At 47.4% G+C, this 16,247-nt stretch carries 15 protein-coding genes and 1 pseudogene; 14 read left to right on the top strand and 2 right to left on the bottom strand.

Annotated features, from left to right (window positions below):
• Positions 1-140 precede the first annotated feature (140 nt).
• The 10 genes and pseudogenes from BMY78_RS23410 to BMY78_RS23365 all read left to right on the top strand — a co-directional run bounded on the left by BMY78_RS23410 (position 141) and on the right by BMY78_RS23365 (position 10,089).
• Positions 141-965: an alpha/beta hydrolase gene (locus BMY78_RS23410; RefSeq protein WP_090904008.1), complete on the top strand. Its 825-nt coding sequence runs from the start codon at positions 141-143 to the stop codon at positions 963-965.
• A 109-nt stretch (positions 966-1,074) separates the two neighbouring features.
• Positions 1,075-2,718, top strand: coding sequence for an AraC family transcriptional regulator (locus BMY78_RS23405; RefSeq protein ID WP_090903785.1), 1,644 nt, complete (start codon positions 1,075-1,077; stop codon positions 2,716-2,718).
• A 117-nt stretch (positions 2,719-2,835) separates the two neighbouring features.
• Positions 2,836-3,837 carry an ABC transporter substrate-binding protein gene (locus BMY78_RS23400; protein WP_090903784.1) on the top strand — a complete coding sequence of 334 codons (1,002 nt, stop codon included), beginning with the start codon at positions 2,836-2,838 and terminating at the stop codon, positions 3,835-3,837.
• A 24-nt stretch (positions 3,838-3,861) separates the two neighbouring features.
• Positions 3,862-4,868, top strand: a pseudogene (locus BMY78_RS23395) (FecCD family ABC transporter permease).
• A gap of 28 nt (positions 4,869-4,896) precedes the next feature.
• On the top strand, positions 4,897-5,883 hold the full coding sequence (locus tag BMY78_RS23390) for a FecCD family ABC transporter permease (RefSeq protein WP_371129189.1): 987 nt from the start codon (positions 4,897-4,899) through the stop codon (positions 5,881-5,883).
• Between the two features lie 38 nt (positions 5,884-5,921).
• Positions 5,922-6,656, top strand: coding sequence for an alpha/beta hydrolase (locus BMY78_RS23385; RefSeq protein ID WP_256222335.1), 735 nt, complete (start codon positions 5,922-5,924; stop codon positions 6,654-6,656).
• 105 nt (positions 6,657-6,761) lie between these two features.
• The gene (locus tag BMY78_RS23380; RefSeq protein WP_090903781.1) at positions 6,762-7,517 is read left to right on the top strand and encodes an exodeoxyribonuclease III; all 756 of its coding nucleotides are present in this window, start codon (positions 6,762-6,764) and stop codon (positions 7,515-7,517) included.
• Positions 7,518-7,786: 269 nt separating this feature from the next.
• Positions 7,787-8,770 (top strand): alpha/beta fold hydrolase, encoded by a 984-nt coding sequence (locus tag BMY78_RS23375; RefSeq protein ID WP_090903780.1) that lies wholly within the window; start codon positions 7,787-7,789, stop codon positions 8,768-8,770.
• 50 nt (positions 8,771-8,820) lie between these two features.
• Complete coding sequence (locus BMY78_RS32945; protein WP_177185850.1) at positions 8,821-8,967, top strand: hypothetical protein; 147 nt, start codon at positions 8,821-8,823, stop codon at positions 8,965-8,967.
• A 144-nt stretch (positions 8,968-9,111) separates the two neighbouring features.
• Positions 9,112-10,089, top strand: coding sequence for a diaminopimelate dehydrogenase (locus BMY78_RS23365; RefSeq protein ID WP_371129188.1), 978 nt, complete (start codon positions 9,112-9,114; stop codon positions 10,087-10,089).
• 181 nt (positions 10,090-10,270) lie between these two features.
• Here the strand turns inward: BMY78_RS23365 and BMY78_RS23360 are convergent, their stop codons facing one another.
• Entirely contained in the window at positions 10,271-11,125 is an 855-nt protein-coding gene (locus BMY78_RS23360; RefSeq protein ID WP_090903777.1) for a pentapeptide repeat-containing protein, read from the bottom strand.
• A 305-nt stretch (positions 11,126-11,430) separates the two neighbouring features.
• Here BMY78_RS23360 and BMY78_RS23355 point away from each other — a divergent pair, with 305 nt between their 5' ends.
• Positions 11,431-11,970, top strand: a complete 540-nt coding sequence (locus BMY78_RS23355; protein ID WP_090904007.1) for an NADPH-dependent FMN reductase — start codon at positions 11,431-11,433, stop codon at positions 11,968-11,970.
• 182 nt (positions 11,971-12,152) lie between these two features.
• Here the strand turns inward: BMY78_RS23355 and gdhA are convergent, their stop codons facing one another.
• Positions 12,153-13,529 carry an NADP-specific glutamate dehydrogenase gene (gene gdhA, locus BMY78_RS23350; protein ID WP_024628646.1) on the bottom strand — a complete coding sequence of 459 codons (1,377 nt, stop codon included), beginning with the start codon at positions 13,527-13,529 and terminating at the stop codon, positions 12,153-12,155.
• A 389-nt stretch (positions 13,530-13,918) separates the two neighbouring features.
• On the opposite strand from gdhA, the gene BMY78_RS23345 reads away from it, so the two are divergent.
• From BMY78_RS23345 to BMY78_RS23335, 3 genes are read left to right on the top strand one after another with little or no spacing between them, the layout of a single operon-like run.
• Complete coding sequence (locus tag BMY78_RS23345; RefSeq protein WP_090903776.1) at positions 13,919-14,392, top strand: GreA/GreB family elongation factor; 474 nt, start codon at positions 13,919-13,921, stop codon at positions 14,390-14,392.
• Positions 14,382-14,888, top strand: coding sequence for a cation:proton antiporter regulatory subunit (locus tag BMY78_RS23340; RefSeq protein ID WP_090903775.1), 507 nt, complete (start codon positions 14,382-14,384; stop codon positions 14,886-14,888). Before BMY78_RS23345 ends, BMY78_RS23340 begins: the two co-directional genes overlap by 11 nt.
• 3 nt (positions 14,889-14,891) lie before the next feature.
• Positions 14,892-16,097: a cation:proton antiporter gene (locus tag BMY78_RS23335; protein WP_090903774.1), complete on the top strand. Its 1,206-nt coding sequence runs from the start codon at positions 14,892-14,894 to the stop codon at positions 16,095-16,097.
• Positions 16,098-16,247: the final 150 nt, after the last annotated feature.

The raw sequence follows: 16,247 nt of genomic DNA, 5'->3' as shown, positions 1-16,247 counted from the left end.
TTGAAAGCCATGCATGCAATGAAGCGGTGCATTTTCCATATGGAAATGGGTGATTCGTCCATGGAAGGCCGGACCGACCTTGGATATAATCGGAGACTAAAGCCGCAGCAACCAGGAGGAATACTTCATTGAAACAAGTGATGAGACATGACGGAACAGAACCGGAGGTAACGTTGCCGGGAACTGCCTATTACCACATGCGTGCAGAACAGACCAAAAGAGATTACGAGATCAAAGTTTGGGTGCCGGAGAGCGCCCCGCCAGCTTCCGGATATCCCGTGATCTATCTGCTGGATGCCAATGCGGTGTTTGGTACGATGGTTGAGGCCATGCGTGTACAATCTTTACGCCCGGAGAAGACCGGGGTTGTGCCAGCAGTTATTGTTGGTGTGGGGTATACTGCCAGAGAACCCTTTCCGCCGGACAGACACTATGATTTTATGATGCCGGTTCCCAAAGAAGAATTACACCGGAGACCGGATGGAGCAACTTGGCCGGAGCATGGCGGCGCTGAAGCATTCACCCTGTTTATCGAGGAACAATTGAAGCCAGATATTGAACGACGCTATGCCATTGACCGGAGCAGACAATCCGTTGTGGGGCACTCGCTGGGCGGATTATTTGTTTTGCAGTTGTTACTGGAACGTCCGGGAACATACCGAAATTACATTGCAGGTAGTCCGTCTCTTCATTGGAACTCAGCCTGGATCGCCCGGCAGCAAGAGACGTTTGCTTCTCGCATGCAAGATAACCGTACGGAAATTCATGTTTTACTTGCAGCAGGAGAACTGGAGGGGAGTCATCCCAGCGGGGTGATTGAACGCTCCCGAGCGTTTACTCAATGGTTGAACCATAGCGATGCAAGTGGAGTGCGCGCTGACTTTATCTGTTTTGAAGATGAAGGTCACATCTCGGTATTGCCTGTGTTGATCAACAGGGCACTGCGATTTGCATCCAGAGATTGAACGGGTTGAGTACCATCATGAAAGAACTAGTAGATGCGGGGGTCTCCGAAAATTTGATATACTGATGATAGTTATTGAGAATGGTTATCAAATGGAGGCCTATAAATAGATGATTTCCCCTAACTTATACCCTAATCAAGAGGTGGATTCCACGTATCTGCTCGACAGATTGACTATAAAATTGCGTGACATGGAGAAAATGAAATCCACTTCGGACTGGAACATTCCCCAGCAGCATACCTCGTCTTATGTGCTTGTCTTGGTCACAGGTGGTGAAGCCTTACTGACACTGGATCGGGGGTCTATCCATATCCATGCACAAGGCGTATATTCCTGTGTACCCGAATCCACTTTTGGACTGACCTCTTTCGGAGATGAAGGAGCCGAAGTAACGATCATGCGGTTTGACCTTTATCAAGAGCTGCATGATGATCCTGACACCTTGCATGTGGTTAAAGATACCCCGATGTTCAGATCTGGAAAGGAGCTGGCGGTGTCACCAACCGTTCAGCTCTCATTTATGTGCGAAGAAATACACAACCTGTGGCATAGTGGCAGGGCCATGGGGCATTTTCAGGCACATGTGCAGTTTCTCCAATTGCTCGCAAGCCTTACAGAAGCATCACCTCCGCTCAAGGAAGATTCCCAGATGATGATCCAGCGTACCAAAGATTATATCGATGAGCATTCCAATGAGAATCTAACCGTGGAATATCTGGCAGGCATGGCCGGGCTGAGTCCGAAATATTATGTGGACCTGTTCAAGCGAAGATATGGAATGAGTACAACTGATTATATTTCTTCACTCCGCATTAACCGGGCAAAACAACTGATGGCCGGTACTGAAATGCGTCTGCGGGATATTGCTCATCAGGTTGGATATCAGGATGAATTTTACTTCAGTCGCAAATTTAAAAAAGCCATGGGAATATCCCCTTCGATATATATGAACAGCCGCCGCCGTAAAATTGCCGCCTATCACATTGCGATTACAGGACATTTGCTGGCCCTGAACATGATTCCCTATGCGGCACCGCTGCACCCGAAATGGACATCGTATTATTATCGAATGTATGGCAAGGACATCCCTGTACATCTGAGTGCCTATCGGATTGACATGGAATGGCAATCCAAAATTCAGGCTCTGCAGGAGCATCAGCCCGACCTGATTATCAGTTACGACCACTTGCGACCTGAGGAGAAAGCACAGCTTGAAGGTATTGCACCGGTTCATTACCTTACGGTCTCAGATCACAACTGGCGATCACAGCTTCAGATTCTGGCTGAACATCTGGGGACACAGCAGGATGCCAAGAGCTGGCTGGAAACTTATGATTATAAGGTTGATCAGGTCAAAACGATGATGCAGCAAAAGCTTGGCAACGAGAAGGTAGTTGTTGTCCGTTTGTTAAAACATCAGTTCACACGTTATTGTTCACCTTCCATGTTGGAAGTGTTATATGGAGATTTGGCAGTCAAACCAGCCCATGTCATTGAAGAAGGGGAGATATATAACGAGCCGATTATGCTGGAACAGCTGGATGAAATGCAGACCGATTGGATATTTCTGATGGTATGTCAGGAGAGTGAGACGTTATCCTTCTGGGAGGATGTGCAGAAAACCTCCTTGTGGCAAAATATAAAATCCGTTCAGAATAACCGGTTATTTATCATCCCAGCTGATCCCTGGCTTGAGAACTCGCCCCTCGCCAATGAACGCATCCTGGACGATCTGATGGATCGCTATCGGTGAAAAATCCATAGAGATTCAGGACAGAGTCCATGGTTCTGTCCGTCATTCTTGTTTATCATTCAATAATGATTATTATTCTCAATTAGAATAATCGAAATTGAAGGGGGATCACCAGAGATGAAAAAGAAATTGGGGTTATGGTTGGTAATGATATGTATGCTCGCAGTATTGGGAGCGTGCGGCAATAAAGAGGACGCGTCAGGGAATGCGGAGAATTCAGCTTCGACCGGAACCGAGGCGTCGACCAATGAAACGGACACAGCTGAGGCAGCTGAAGGCACACGAACCATTAAATACTTAGATAAAGAGTACACAGTCCCAACAGAAGTTAACCGTATTGTTATTACTGGTTCCATGGAAGCGATGGAGGATGCGCTGGTTCTTGATGTACATCCGGTAGGGGCAATTACTTTTGGCGGCGAATTCCCGGAGATGTATGCTTCTATCACGGATCAAGCTGAGTCCATTGGGCAGAAGATTGAGCCTAACTTTGAGACCATTTTGTCCCTGAAACCTGATATTATCTTGGGTTCCACCAAGTTTAAACCTGAAGTGGCCGAGCAGTTAAGTAAAATTGCGCCATTTATTCAGGTGTCCCATATTGCTACGGATTGGGAGTCGAACCTGAATCTGCTGGCTGAGCTGACAGGCAAGCAGGAACAGGCCAAACAGGAAATTGAACAGTATAGGGCTGCTCTGACTACTGCCCAGGCTGAATTAGGCGACAAACTTGAAAACAAAAAAGTGCTGGCAGTGCGTATTCGTAACGGACAAATGTATGTGTATCCTGAGTCTGTCTTTGTGAATCCGATTCTGTATGGAGACCTTGGATTCCAGGTTCCGGCCGAGATTCAGGCAGCCAAAGCACAGGAAGCACTTTCGGTAGAGAAGTTTGCAGAGATGAACCCGGATTATGTGTTTGTACAATTTGAGACATCCGAGAACTCAGATACCCCGAATGCCCTGACAGATCTGCAGAATAACCCGATTATCCAGAAGACAACTGCGCTGAAGGAAAATCATGCTTTTGTGAATGTCATTGATCCATTGGCTGAAGGCGGTCCGGCATGGAGTCGTATTGAATTCCTGAAAGCAGCAGTTGAGCAGTTATCCAAATAATTAGAGCAAGGCGTGTATACTCCTATGCAAAAAAGAAGATTGAATCCGGTGGTGCTGTTCGTAGCAGCACCTCTGTTCATTGCATTTACCATTTTGGCGTCCGTGATGTACGGAGCCAAGAGCATTGACGTTTCGACCTTAACGGCAGCCATTTTCCATTTTGATACAGACAGCATTGATCACCAGATCATCGTGTCATCACGGCTCCCGCGTGTTATTGGTGCTTTATTGATCGGGGCTTTTCTGGCGGTGTCAGGTGCGCTCATGCAGGGGATGACAAGAAACTATCTTGCATCCCCTTCCATTATGGGGGTATCCGATGGATCGGTAGTGGTCATCACCATATGTATGGTATTTATGCCGAACACGTCATCTCTTGGTCTAATATTTTACTCTTTGGTGGGATCGGACTTGGAGCAGGACTGGTATTTCTCATAGCCTGGTTACTGCCGGGCGGCATGTCGCCTGTTCGGCTTGCCATTCTGGGCACGATTATTGGTACATTCCTCGGTGGTGTATCTCAGGCCGCGGCTACCTATTATCAGGTGTCTCAAACGATCAGTTTCTGGTATAACGCCAGATTGCATCAGATGGACCCTGGCATGATCAAGCTGATTATTCCATTTGCTGTGGTGGGACTGGCGTTAGCCATCATTCTTTCCAAGTCTATTACCATTCTCTCGATGGGCGATGATGTGGCAACAAGCCTGGGGCAGCGTACCGGATGGGTTAAGGCTTTATCGATACTGAGTGTGGTTATCCTGACTGGAATATCTGTGGCTTTGGCGGGCAAAATCGCTTTTGTCGGTTTGTTGGTTCCGCATATTACCCGATTTCTCTTCGGGGTAGATTACCGCTGGATTATTCCGTGTTCCGCTCTGCTGGGCGGATTCTTTTTGGCCTGGTGTGACATCTTGAGTCGTTTCATTAACTCTCCGTTTGAAACACCAATTGGAGTAGTCACCGCATTATTTGGCGTTCCCTTCTTCCTTTATCTGATCAAAACCAAAGGAGGGGGAAAACTTGCCTGAACCGCAGCGGGGAAGATTATGGGCCGTCATTTTCATAAGTTCAATAATCATTGCAGCAGCCGTTTATATCAGTTTGACTAACGGTGCGTTTGACATATCGGTGATGGATGTGGTCAAAACGTTATTACGGCTGGACCCTGTCCATGAGCATGATCTGGTCATTTTTGATTTCAGGCTGCCGCGTATTGTCATTGCATTACTGCTTGGCCTGGGACTCGGGATTGCCGGAGCTGTTATTCAGGGCATCGCCCGCAATCCACTGGCTGACCCCGGCATGCTTGGGATTAACGCAGGTGCCGGAACAGCAATGGTGCTCTTTATGCTTCTGTTTCATGGGTCCATAACAGGTACAGGATGGTTGTCCATTATGGCGATGCCACTGTTTGGCCTGGTGGGTGGATTAACGGCAGTTATTCTCATCTTGTGGTTTGCACAGGAGCGCGGTCAGTTGGATTCCCAAAGGCTTATTCTGGTCGGGATTGCCATCGGTTCAGGTTTTAGTGCAATTACGCTTTATCTTTCCCTAAAGATGAACCCGTCCGATTTTGAGATGGCTACCGTCTGGCTGACAGGCAGCATTTATAATGCCAACTGGCGATACATATCGGCGATGATTCCATGGCTGGTTCTGCTGATTCCTTTGCTTTGGGCTAAATCCCGTGTGATGGATGTCATGCAGCTGCAGGAGGCCAGCAGCATGGGACTCGGCGTGGATGTCCATCGGGAGAGAAAAATATTGTTGCTGGGCAGTGTTGGGCTCGTCAGTGCCTGTGTTGCCGTATCCGGGAGTATCGGATTTGTTGGGTTAATCGCTCCTCATATTGCACGGCGGCTGGTGGGGCTTCACCATAAACGGGTCATTCCGATATCCGGGTTGGTCGGCATGGCGATGGTTGTTGTAGGGGATTTGATTGGCAAAACGGTGTTTGCCCCGGCAGAACTGCCTGTGGGCATCGTTATCTCCATTATTGGCGTTCCTTATTTCATCTTTTTACTGCTCAAGAACCGGATGTAACAAGCCAGATTTGAAACAGGAGGGAAGGGTTCCATATCATGAGTAAATGGGTACAGGAGTCGGTTAATGGTTGGACGCTCCATCTGCTGCTTCCGCCATCTTACACAGAGGGAGATCGTCATTACCCGGTCGTTTATATTCAGGATGGAGGTGCGGTAGCCAAAGCCTGCAGCAATCTGCTGGATCATTCCTTTCGCTCCGGAAAACTGCCTGAATTGATTTTGGTCGGTATTGAACCTCACCATCGCAACGATGACTACACGCCATGGCCTGTACCAGCGCTGCATGCATCCTTTTCGGCCTTTGGCGGTCAGGGAATCATATATCTGAAGGCGATCACTGAGCAGCTAAAACCGTATGTGGACTCGTCTTACCGTACTCTTACAGATTCAGAGAATACAGGTATACTTGGCTGTTCGCTCGGTGGGCTGATCTCTCTGTTTGCGGCGATGGAATTCCCTCATATCTTTGGAAAGGTTGGGGCGTTATCAGCCTCAATGTGGTATGAAGGTTTCCTCGATTATATGAGTGACTATTGCTGGGCTGAACGCCGCGGGTTGAAGTTGTATATGTACGTTGGGAGTCTGGAAGGTGTGTACAAGGCTAATGCCCAAGCACAAATGCTGGAAAATACACGTTCTGCGTGTCGCATGATTTTGGCCCAGGGCTATCCTGCCGAGCGGCTGAATTACGTGGAGGAAGAGGGCGGGACGCATGATCTTTTATTTTTTGCCAAGCATCTGCCTGAAGCATTAACCTGGTTGTTTCAGTGAGCATAGGGCTTAGTAAGCGCTCATTCTGTTTGGATATCGTCACACCTCAGCTTGTCCTTCCGAATTCGCCCATGCTATATTGGGGAGATGTGAGGAGATGAGGATATGAAGCTGGTGTCCTGGAATGTAAATGGATTGCGGGCATGTGTTACCAAAGGATTCATGGATTATTATAACGAGAGTCAAGCCGATATTTTCTGTGTGCAGGAGACCAAGCTGCAGGCAGGACAGATCGAAATGGATCTGGGTGAAGACGTATATCAATACTGGAATTATGCTGTCAAAAAAGGATACTCCGGCACAGCCGTATTTACCCGGATCAAACCGCTATCTGTCTGGTATGGAATCGAGGAAGATAGCGAACCGGAAGGCCGAATGATCACGCTGGAGTTTGATCATTTTTATCTAATCAACGTATATACCCCCAATGCGAAGCGGGATCTGACCAGACTTCCTTACCGTTTGGAATGGGAGGATCGATTCAGAGGGTACGTGCTGCAATTGGAGCAGACCAAGCCGGTTATCGTATGTGGTGACCTGAATGTAGCCCATCAGGAGATCGACCTGAAGAATCCGAAGCCGAATCTGGGCAACTCGGGATTCACGCTGGAAGAGCGAGGCAAGATGACCGATCTGCTGGCTGCCGGATATGTGGATAGCTTCCGCCATATGTACCCGGATCGCACGGATGTGTTCAGCTGGTGGTCGTACATGCCCAAGGTAAGAGAGCGTAATGTTGGATGGCGGATCGATTATTTTCTTGTGTCCAATCAACTGGCTCCGAAGGTGTCAGATGCGCATATTGATTGCCATGTCATGGGCAGTGATCATTGCCCGGTCGGTCTCACGTTGCAATTGTAGATTGCAGAGGGTGTATTTCCCCTTTTACAAAATGAATATCATCCAAACCGCAGGTTTCCGTTATCGGGAATTTGCGGTTATTTACGTTGTTTATATGATTATCTTTCCTTAGGTACAGGTCTCAGTGGTATTTTTCATCCTGCGGGTAGGGGATGGAACTAGACTTAGGTTGGGGAAAGAACTGGACCCGGGATCGTTCCGTTTCCACCCGTACTTGGGTAAGATTGAAGAATACATATAGAAGATGATCCGGGTAAGGGGTAGAGACGATGAAGAAGGGGTTACGGCGAGGATTGAAGGGGCTGGGTGGCCTGATGCTGGCAACAGGACTTCTGCTGCTGGCAGGAACCGCGTACGAGGCGTATCAGTCGACACAGGACATGAAATCTTACACTGCACCGGGCAAAATGTATGAGGTGAGCGGACGTAACATGCATCTCTATACAACGGGAAGAGGAAATGCGACGGTTGTTCTCGCTTCAGGCTGGGGTACGCCTAATCCGTATGTTGATTTCAGCCCGCTATATAACAAGTTGAAATCCCAGGTGAACATTGCGGTGTATGACCGGTTCGGTTACGGGTATAGCGATTATACGGATCGGCCACGTGATATCGATACCATTACGGAGGAAATTCATCAACTGCTGCGAGTATCCGGCCAACGTCCGCCATATATCATGGTAGGTCATTCTCTTGGATCGCTGGAGACCGTGCGATTCGCGCAAATGTATCCCGATGAGGTAGCAGGTATGGTCATGATTGATGGAGGAAGTCCCGAATATTACAGCACTGTGGCCATGGAGCCATCGGATTGGTATTTCGATTCAGCACGTTTTCTGGTGAAAACAGGCATTGCGCGTACATTGCTGCATTCGGATCGGATAACGGAATCCTTGGTCGTTAACCCGGATCTCGTTACGGAGTCAATGAGAAAGGCAGCCACCATTTCCACGCTCAAGCATGCTTACAATGACAACTTGATTGGAGAGATGCGCAATTCCAAGACGAACGCAGCCCGTATCCTGGAGCATAAAAAGGAATTCTCTTTCCCGTTAACCATTCTGACGGCCGGTTCAGAGAAATCAAGCGAAGGCAGCCGGGCATGGCAGGCAGATCAAGCCGATTTTGCTTCATGGTCCAGTCAAGGAACACAGGTCACTGTGGCACACGCCAAACACGATATTCATAATAGTCAGCCGGATATTGTCGCTAGTGAAATTTTGGAGTTGGTGAAGCGGTCCGGTGAACTATGAAGAACATGATCCAGCCAAAATATAGCAAACAGGATGAGGAGGTAGAATGGATGAAAAAGATCAGAATTGCATCAAGATTCCTTTCCTTACTCCTGGCAAGCTGTCTGTTGTCTCTAACGGTGTTGTCCGTCTCCGTCTTGTTTGCTACCTCTTCCGTGGATGACATACCTTTTATCCATTCGGTTGGACGTGATTAGAATAAAAGGAATATATCAGGCCTTGCTGCTCTGCATGCAAGGTATTTCTATTTCACACTGGAAACCTGACAGTTTACATGGTATGTTATATAATTATACTGAACAGAGTATGCAACATTAGATGAAGACAGGAGAGGATTGAACATGGTCAAAGTTGGTATCGTCGGTTACGGAAATCTGGGCAAAGGTGTAGAGAAAGCGATTACTCAAAACCCGGATATGGAGCTCGTTGCTGTATTTACACGTCGTAACCCGGAGCAGATGGTTGCAGAAGGTATGGAGGTTCGTTTCGAGCACATCTCTGCTGCTGAGCAATACATAGGCAAAATTGATGTGATGATTCTGTGTGGAGGTTCGGCAACCGATCTTCCGGAGCAGACACCTGCAATTGCAAAATGGTTCAATACGGTGGATAGCTTCGATACACATGCCAAAATCCCTGAATTCTATAAAGAAGTTAACGCTGCGGCAGAGCAAGGTGGCCACGTGAGCGTCATTTCCACAGGTTGGGACCCGGGCTTGTTCTCCATGAACCGACTGCTTGCCCAATCGATCCTGCCAGAAGGTAAAGAGTACACGTTCTGGGGTAAAGGAGTAAGCCAAGGTCACTCCGATGCGATCCGTCGTGTTCCTGGCGTTAAGGCTGGTGTGCAATACACTGTACCTGTTGAAGAAGTAATCAACAGCATTCGTGCTGGGGAGACCCCAGAATTGACCACACGTGAGAAGCATCTGCGTCAATGTTATGTAGTTGCAGAAGCTGGTGCAAATCAGGACGAAATTCGTGAAACGATTGTATCCATGCCGAACTATTTCTCGGATTACGATACAACGGTGACGTTCATTACTGAAGAGCAATTAAAGGCTGAGCATGAAGGTATGCCACACGGTGGGTTTGTCATTCGCAGTGGAGTTACAGGCGCAGGCCAGAAACAAATTATTGAATTTGGTCTGAAGCTCGACAGCAATCCTGAATTTACAGCAAGTGTACTGGTGGCTTATGCAAGAGCCGCACAACGTTTGAGTCTGGAAGGATACAAAGGGGCTAAGACGGTATTTGATATTCCACTCGGTCACCTGTCTCCTAAATCGGCTGAGGACCTTCGCCGCGACTTGCTGTAGTCCGTTAATTCATTACCGCAGTTGTAAGTACTGATTATTTATATCTAAAATGTAATACAACACAAATAGCTCGTCCTTCTAAACAGAGGGACGAGCTATTTGTTGCACAAACGAATGAGTACCTATTCATGGTTTATTCATATTCATTCCTGATTCATACTTCATCTTGGGTTAGTCTTCCCTACAGCCAGTGTGAGGGAAGGTTTAAATGATAAGGCAACTTGGTATCTGCACTGCCTTTTGCCGAGTTGAGCTGGGATTGTGTCAGAAAGATACTGCCTCTCAGATCTGCTCCGCCCAGATTCGCATCCCGCAAGTCGGTCCCGATCAGATCGGTGTTTCTCATATCTGCATTTCGTAAATCAGCCGCTATCATTAAGGCACCTCTAAAGCTTGCACCCCGAAGGTCAGCGCCTTTAAGATTGGCACCCAGAAAGTCTCTTCCCGTACGCTTTTTGGTCTTCGATTGGGATGGTCCCTTACCCGAAGCTGGAACCTTTGCCCGCACCATCTCGCTGGCCTGTACAAGCAGTTCGTTCACCACCGCCCGATGTGCGGGAATATCGAGACGTAATATGGCAGATGGCTCCAGATCGGTTAGTCGTTCCGTTTCCCGATATACGTCCTTCAACGCGGCATGGATGGATGATGTTTCCGGCAGCTGAAGCATTTCATTGATATAGCTCATCATCTCATGAAGCTGCTTCATGACAGGCAAGCAATCGAACATCTCGGCAGCAGATTCGGGATGATTACGCCAATCCCTGCCCGCATATGTAATTTGTGATAGTTTCTGACCAGCCCCGAAACAATCGTAGACTGTGCAGCCCTTGAACCCCTTCTGTCGCAGCTGTGTATGGATACCACAGCGGTTATCGGTACGGAGATTGGGACAGGGGGTACCGCTGGATTTATCAAAAGCAAAGTCTGAGGATTTGCCATACGGCAAGGCAACACAGCATAGACCAAAACATTGCTCGCAGTCTGCACTTAAATGCAGAGTAGCCTGATTGCTACTGAATGCTTGATTAGTCATTTGTACACTTCCTTTAATTAAAAGACTTGCTATTTTAAGGTCATTACAACTTTACCATCAGGCTGAATTTCGATCAATATGCTGCTATGTAGAATAAATTCATAACAATATTTGTATGATAAAGATAAAGTTAAAAAAATAAATACAAACTTTACGTAAGTTACTTGACTAAATGAATTTAATTACTTATTATCAATATCAACAGAAGAAATTAAACCAAACGGATACAGGATGGTGTCAATATGGGCTTTATGGATAAATTATTCGGAAAAACAAACAACAACACACAAGAGGAGGAACAAACGATGTCGAAACTTAACATTGGAATTATTCTTGGGAGCACACGTGAGGGGCGTTTGAGTCCACAGGTTGGAGAATGGGTAAAACAGATTGCGGATGCACGTGGAGATGCCAACTATGAGATCGTGGATATTGCTGATTACAAGCTGCCTCTCTTGGGAGAAGCGGATGCAACGGAGCAGGCTACTGCCTGGAATGCGAAGCTGGCAAGTCTGGACGGGTTCGTATTCATTGTACAGGAGTATAACCACAGCATCTCCGCATCACTGAAAAATGCTTTGGATTATGCCCGTGAGGCATGGAATGACAAAGCTGCCGGGATTGTCAGTTACGGTTCAGTAGGTGGTGCACGTGCTGCAGAACATCTGCGGGGCATTCTAGGTGAGTTGTCGGTTGCTGATGTTCGTGTTCATCCCGCACTTTCGCTATTTACCGATTTTGATAACGGAACCTTCAAACCGGCTGATCTGCATTTGACGAACCTAAACGGTATGCTTGACCAAGTGCTGTCCTGGAGCGGAGCCCTGAAAACCATTCGTTCTTAAGCCATATCGTCGTTAGGAGCCGCCATTTTGGCGGCTTTTTGGGTTAGTCCGTATGCCGAGGTTCTGCATGTGTAAAAGTAGCAAAAGGGCAGCTCTCCCTGGGGAGAACTGCCCTTTATTATCTTAGGAAAAATGCCATTACACTGGCTGGAAAATTCCTGTGGTGAATGGGTTTACCTAAGTTAGACGATACCTTGTGCGAGCATGGCGTCTGCCACCTTCAGGAAGCCTGCGATGTTCGCTCCGGCAAGCAGGTTACCTGCACAGCCGTACTCATCCGCTGCCTGAACACAGCTGGTGTAGATGTTCGACATAATGTCATGCAGCTTAGCGTCCACTTCTTCAAATGACCAGGACAACCGCATGCTGTTCTGCGACATTTCAAGTGCGGACACGGCGACTCCACCAGCATTAGCCGCTTTGGCTGGTCCAAACAGAACGCCTTCTTTATGAAAAACGTCAATCGCAGCCAGAGTAGAAGGCATATTCGCCCCTTCACCGATCGCTTTAACTCCGCCTTGCACGAGCAATGCAGCAGCCTGTTCGTCGATTTCGTTTTGCGTTGCACAAGGCAGCGCGATATCACAAGGGATAGACCAGATGCCTTCACAGCCTTCGGTGTAGACGGCATGCGGATGTTCTTTGACATATTCGCTGATCCGCAGACGATCAACCTCTTTTAATCTTTTTACGGTATCCAGATTGATTCCTTGAGCGTCATAGATGTAACCCCCAGAGTCACTACACGCCACAACATTAGCTCCAAGCTCCTGAGCCTTCTGAATGGCATAAATGGATACATTACCCGAACCGGAGACGACCACTGTGCTGTCCTTGAAGCTCAGTCCTTTGGATGCCAGCATCTCCTTCACAAAGTACACGCATCCGAATCCTGTAGCTTCCTTACGGGCAAGACTTCCCCCGTACAGCAAGCCTTTACCTGTGAGTACGCCAGCTTCGTGTCCACCGCTGATACGTTTGTACTGTCCGAACATATAACCGATTTCCCGTGCACCTACACCAATGTCGCCGGCAGGTACGTCCGCATCGGAACCGATATATTTGTACAGCTCAGTCATGAAGCTTTGCGTGAAACGCATAACTTCCAGATCTGATTTTCCTTTTGGATCGAAGTCGGAACCACCTTTACCACCGCCGATTGGCAGGCCAGTCAGTGCATTTTTGAAAATTTGTTCGAACCCAAGGAATTTAACGATTCCCGAGTAAACGGAAGGGTGGAAACGAAGTCCGCCTTTGTAAGGTCCAATTGCGCTGTTGAACTGAACACGGAATCCACGGTTTACTTGCACCTTGCCTTGATCATCTACCCAAGGCACACGGAACGTAATGACACGTTCTGGTTCAACAAGCTGTTCAAGCAAGCCATTCTCCCGATATTTCGGATGAGCTGCAATGACCGGAATTAGCGAGTCCAGGATCTCTTTGACAGCCTGATGGAATTCACTTTCCTGTGGATTTCTGGCGATAACCGATTCGTAAACGGAATGAACATACTCTGCTGCAGATACTTGAGTTGAATCCTTAGTTATAGTCGACACTTTTTCAATGCACTCCTTTATTGTGTTAAAGTCTTGGGATGGATATTTGTATAAATTGCATAAAAGTTTGTAGTTAAATATACATGAAACCCAATAAAAATACGAGATAAAAAGCCATAAAATGTTTTTTAAGGCTTATTAAAATCTTCTATGGATCTGTCATACGATGTGAAGGTTAGATATTGAAGACAGGCTGAACATTCCTTTAAGCGTTATATAACGTGAAGTTAACCGAATATACTGGATTAAAAAATTAGTTTTGGTAAGATGGTAGTAAGACCGCGGTATCCGTGGTTTTTTTATCTATATGAAGGAGGAGAGCAACATGATGAAGAAAAACATGCGAATCAACATGGAGAACAAGGCTTGTATAGGAGGTGAGATTTATTATGAACCATAGGTCCTCCTTTCAAAATTGCAGAGAAATGCTGGTGAACCAGCTCATTATATTCGGTGAAGAGAAAAGAACATTTCTCGACGCCTATTTTGACGTGCGTGATCCGGAACGTTCGCAGATGGAACGGCTGCTTGCCACCTATACAACGTGTGTGGAGAAGCTGCTCCTCGGTTCGGATGAAGCTCTGGACTCGGTGGTACTTATCGGTAGCTTGATCCGTTTTGAGTACGTTGACTTTCATACAGCTGATTCGTTCACCATTGTGATGCCGGATGACGCGGACCCGGATGCGGGGCATATTTCCTTTCTCTCCCCTGTGGGACGGCAGTTATTGCTTGGGCTCAAGGGAGAAGTGAGGTCGATTAATATACCGGCTGGCTCGATGCGAGTACGCATTATGGATATTGCGTTAAACAATGACTCTTTGAATCGGATGTCCACTGGGGGTGCAGATCATGCACTTTAAAGAGACGGATTTGCCGGGAATTGGACGCAAATATTGGCTGCATACACGCAGCGGTGAGCATTTGGTCATCGTCATCCATAATGATGAGCGGCGTGACCTGTTTCACATGGAATCAGGTGATTCGCCAGAAGAAATTGGAGACATGGTGTCACTGATCACATTAGATGATGATGAGGCCCGTGCGGTAGCGGCTATTGTCGGCGGCATGACGTACAAACCAACCTTTCAGGATGAACGTGAAGTTATGTTGGAGGGGCTGTTAATTGAGTGGCTCCGCATTGAGCCGAATTCTGAGAGTATAGGGAGAACGATCGGAGAACTGAATATTCGCCAGGCAACAGGAGCAGTTATTCTGGCTGTGGTGGAGAAGAACAGGACGAAGCAGTTTAATCCGGGTCCGGATTTTATCTTTACCGCGGGGTCTACGGTTGTTGTCGCTGGTGAACGGGATCAGATCAAACTGTTAAAACAGTTGTTATCCAATGGACGGCTCTAGCCTATGGATATGCTCATATTCGAAGTGGGAATTGCCGTTGCGCTGATTACACTTACGGGGCTAATATCTGCACGATTACGATTCTCGGTCATTCCTTTCTATATTCTGATTGGTATGGCTGTTGGACCGCATGCACCACAGATTGGCATTGTGGATTTACGTTTTATCGAAAGCTCATCCTTTATTGAATTTATGGGCAGGCTGGGCATTCTGTTTTTACTCTTTTATCTGGGACTTGAATTTTCGGTATCCCGTCTATTGAAGTCAGGTAAAGCCATTCTGACCGGAGGTATGTTCTACGTTGGCCTAAATTTTGCTTCCGGTCTGCTGCTGGGATGGTTCATGGAGCTGCCACTTAAGGAAACGTTGGTTGTCTGTGGTATCATGACGAGTTCTTCCACAGCTATTGTGGCTAAAGTACTCGTGGATCTGAAGCGAACGGCGAACCCGGAGACGGAGATTATTATGGGCATGATCATGTTTGATGATCTGTTCATCGCCATTCATATCTCCATCCTGACGGGACTTGTGCTTAGTGGGGCTACCTCATTCCTCAGCGTCCTGCTTGTATCCCTGTCCGCACTGCTATTTATTGTGCTATTTCTGATCATAGGCAGGAAATGCATCAAGTATATCGATAAGGCACTCAACATCAAGTCATCGGAGTTATTTCTGCTTACGGTTATGACGCTGCTCTTTCTGGTGGCGGGTTTCTCGGAAACATTGCATGTAGCCGAGGCGATTGGAGCTCTGATGATGGGGCTGGTTCTGGGAGAATCGAGACATGCCAGCCGAATTGAGCATCAGATCATGCCGTTCAAAGATTTCTTTGGAGCCATCTTCTTTTTCAGCTTTGGCCTGACCATTGAACCTTCCTCTCTCGGCGGAGCCGTTGGCATGACGCTCATTGCGGTGGTTCTGACGATTGCCAGCAACTACGGAGCAGGAATGATCGCTGGAAGACTGGCGGGGATGACTCCCAAGGCTTCTCTCAATGTGGGGTTCACGCTCGTATCCCGTGGAGAGTTCTCCATCATTATGGCGAACATCGGCAAGGCAGGAGGCCTGATGGCTTCCATACAGTCTTTTGCCGTGTTATATGTGTTAATTCTGGCGGTGCTCGGCCCGATTCTGACAAAAGAATCACCCTGGATCTACAGTCAATATGCCCGCTTGAGGAAAAGAATGAAACGAAGGCAGACAGAGTGAATCTATGCGAACTGTTCCTGCCTTTGTGAAGAGGATAGGATAGCCAAAAAAACAAATGTGACTCTGTATTGAGTTTCTGGGCTCGGGTCCATAAGCGTCACACCGCATGGAGAAGTGAATTTCTCCCCGGTGTGGCGCTTTTCTTTTTAT

The organism is Paenibacillus sp. OK076 (assembly GCF_900110055.1).
Taxonomy (GTDB): Bacteria; Bacillota; Bacilli; order Paenibacillales; family Paenibacillaceae; genus Paenibacillus.
This window is presented reverse-complemented; position numbering and strand designations above follow the sequence as displayed.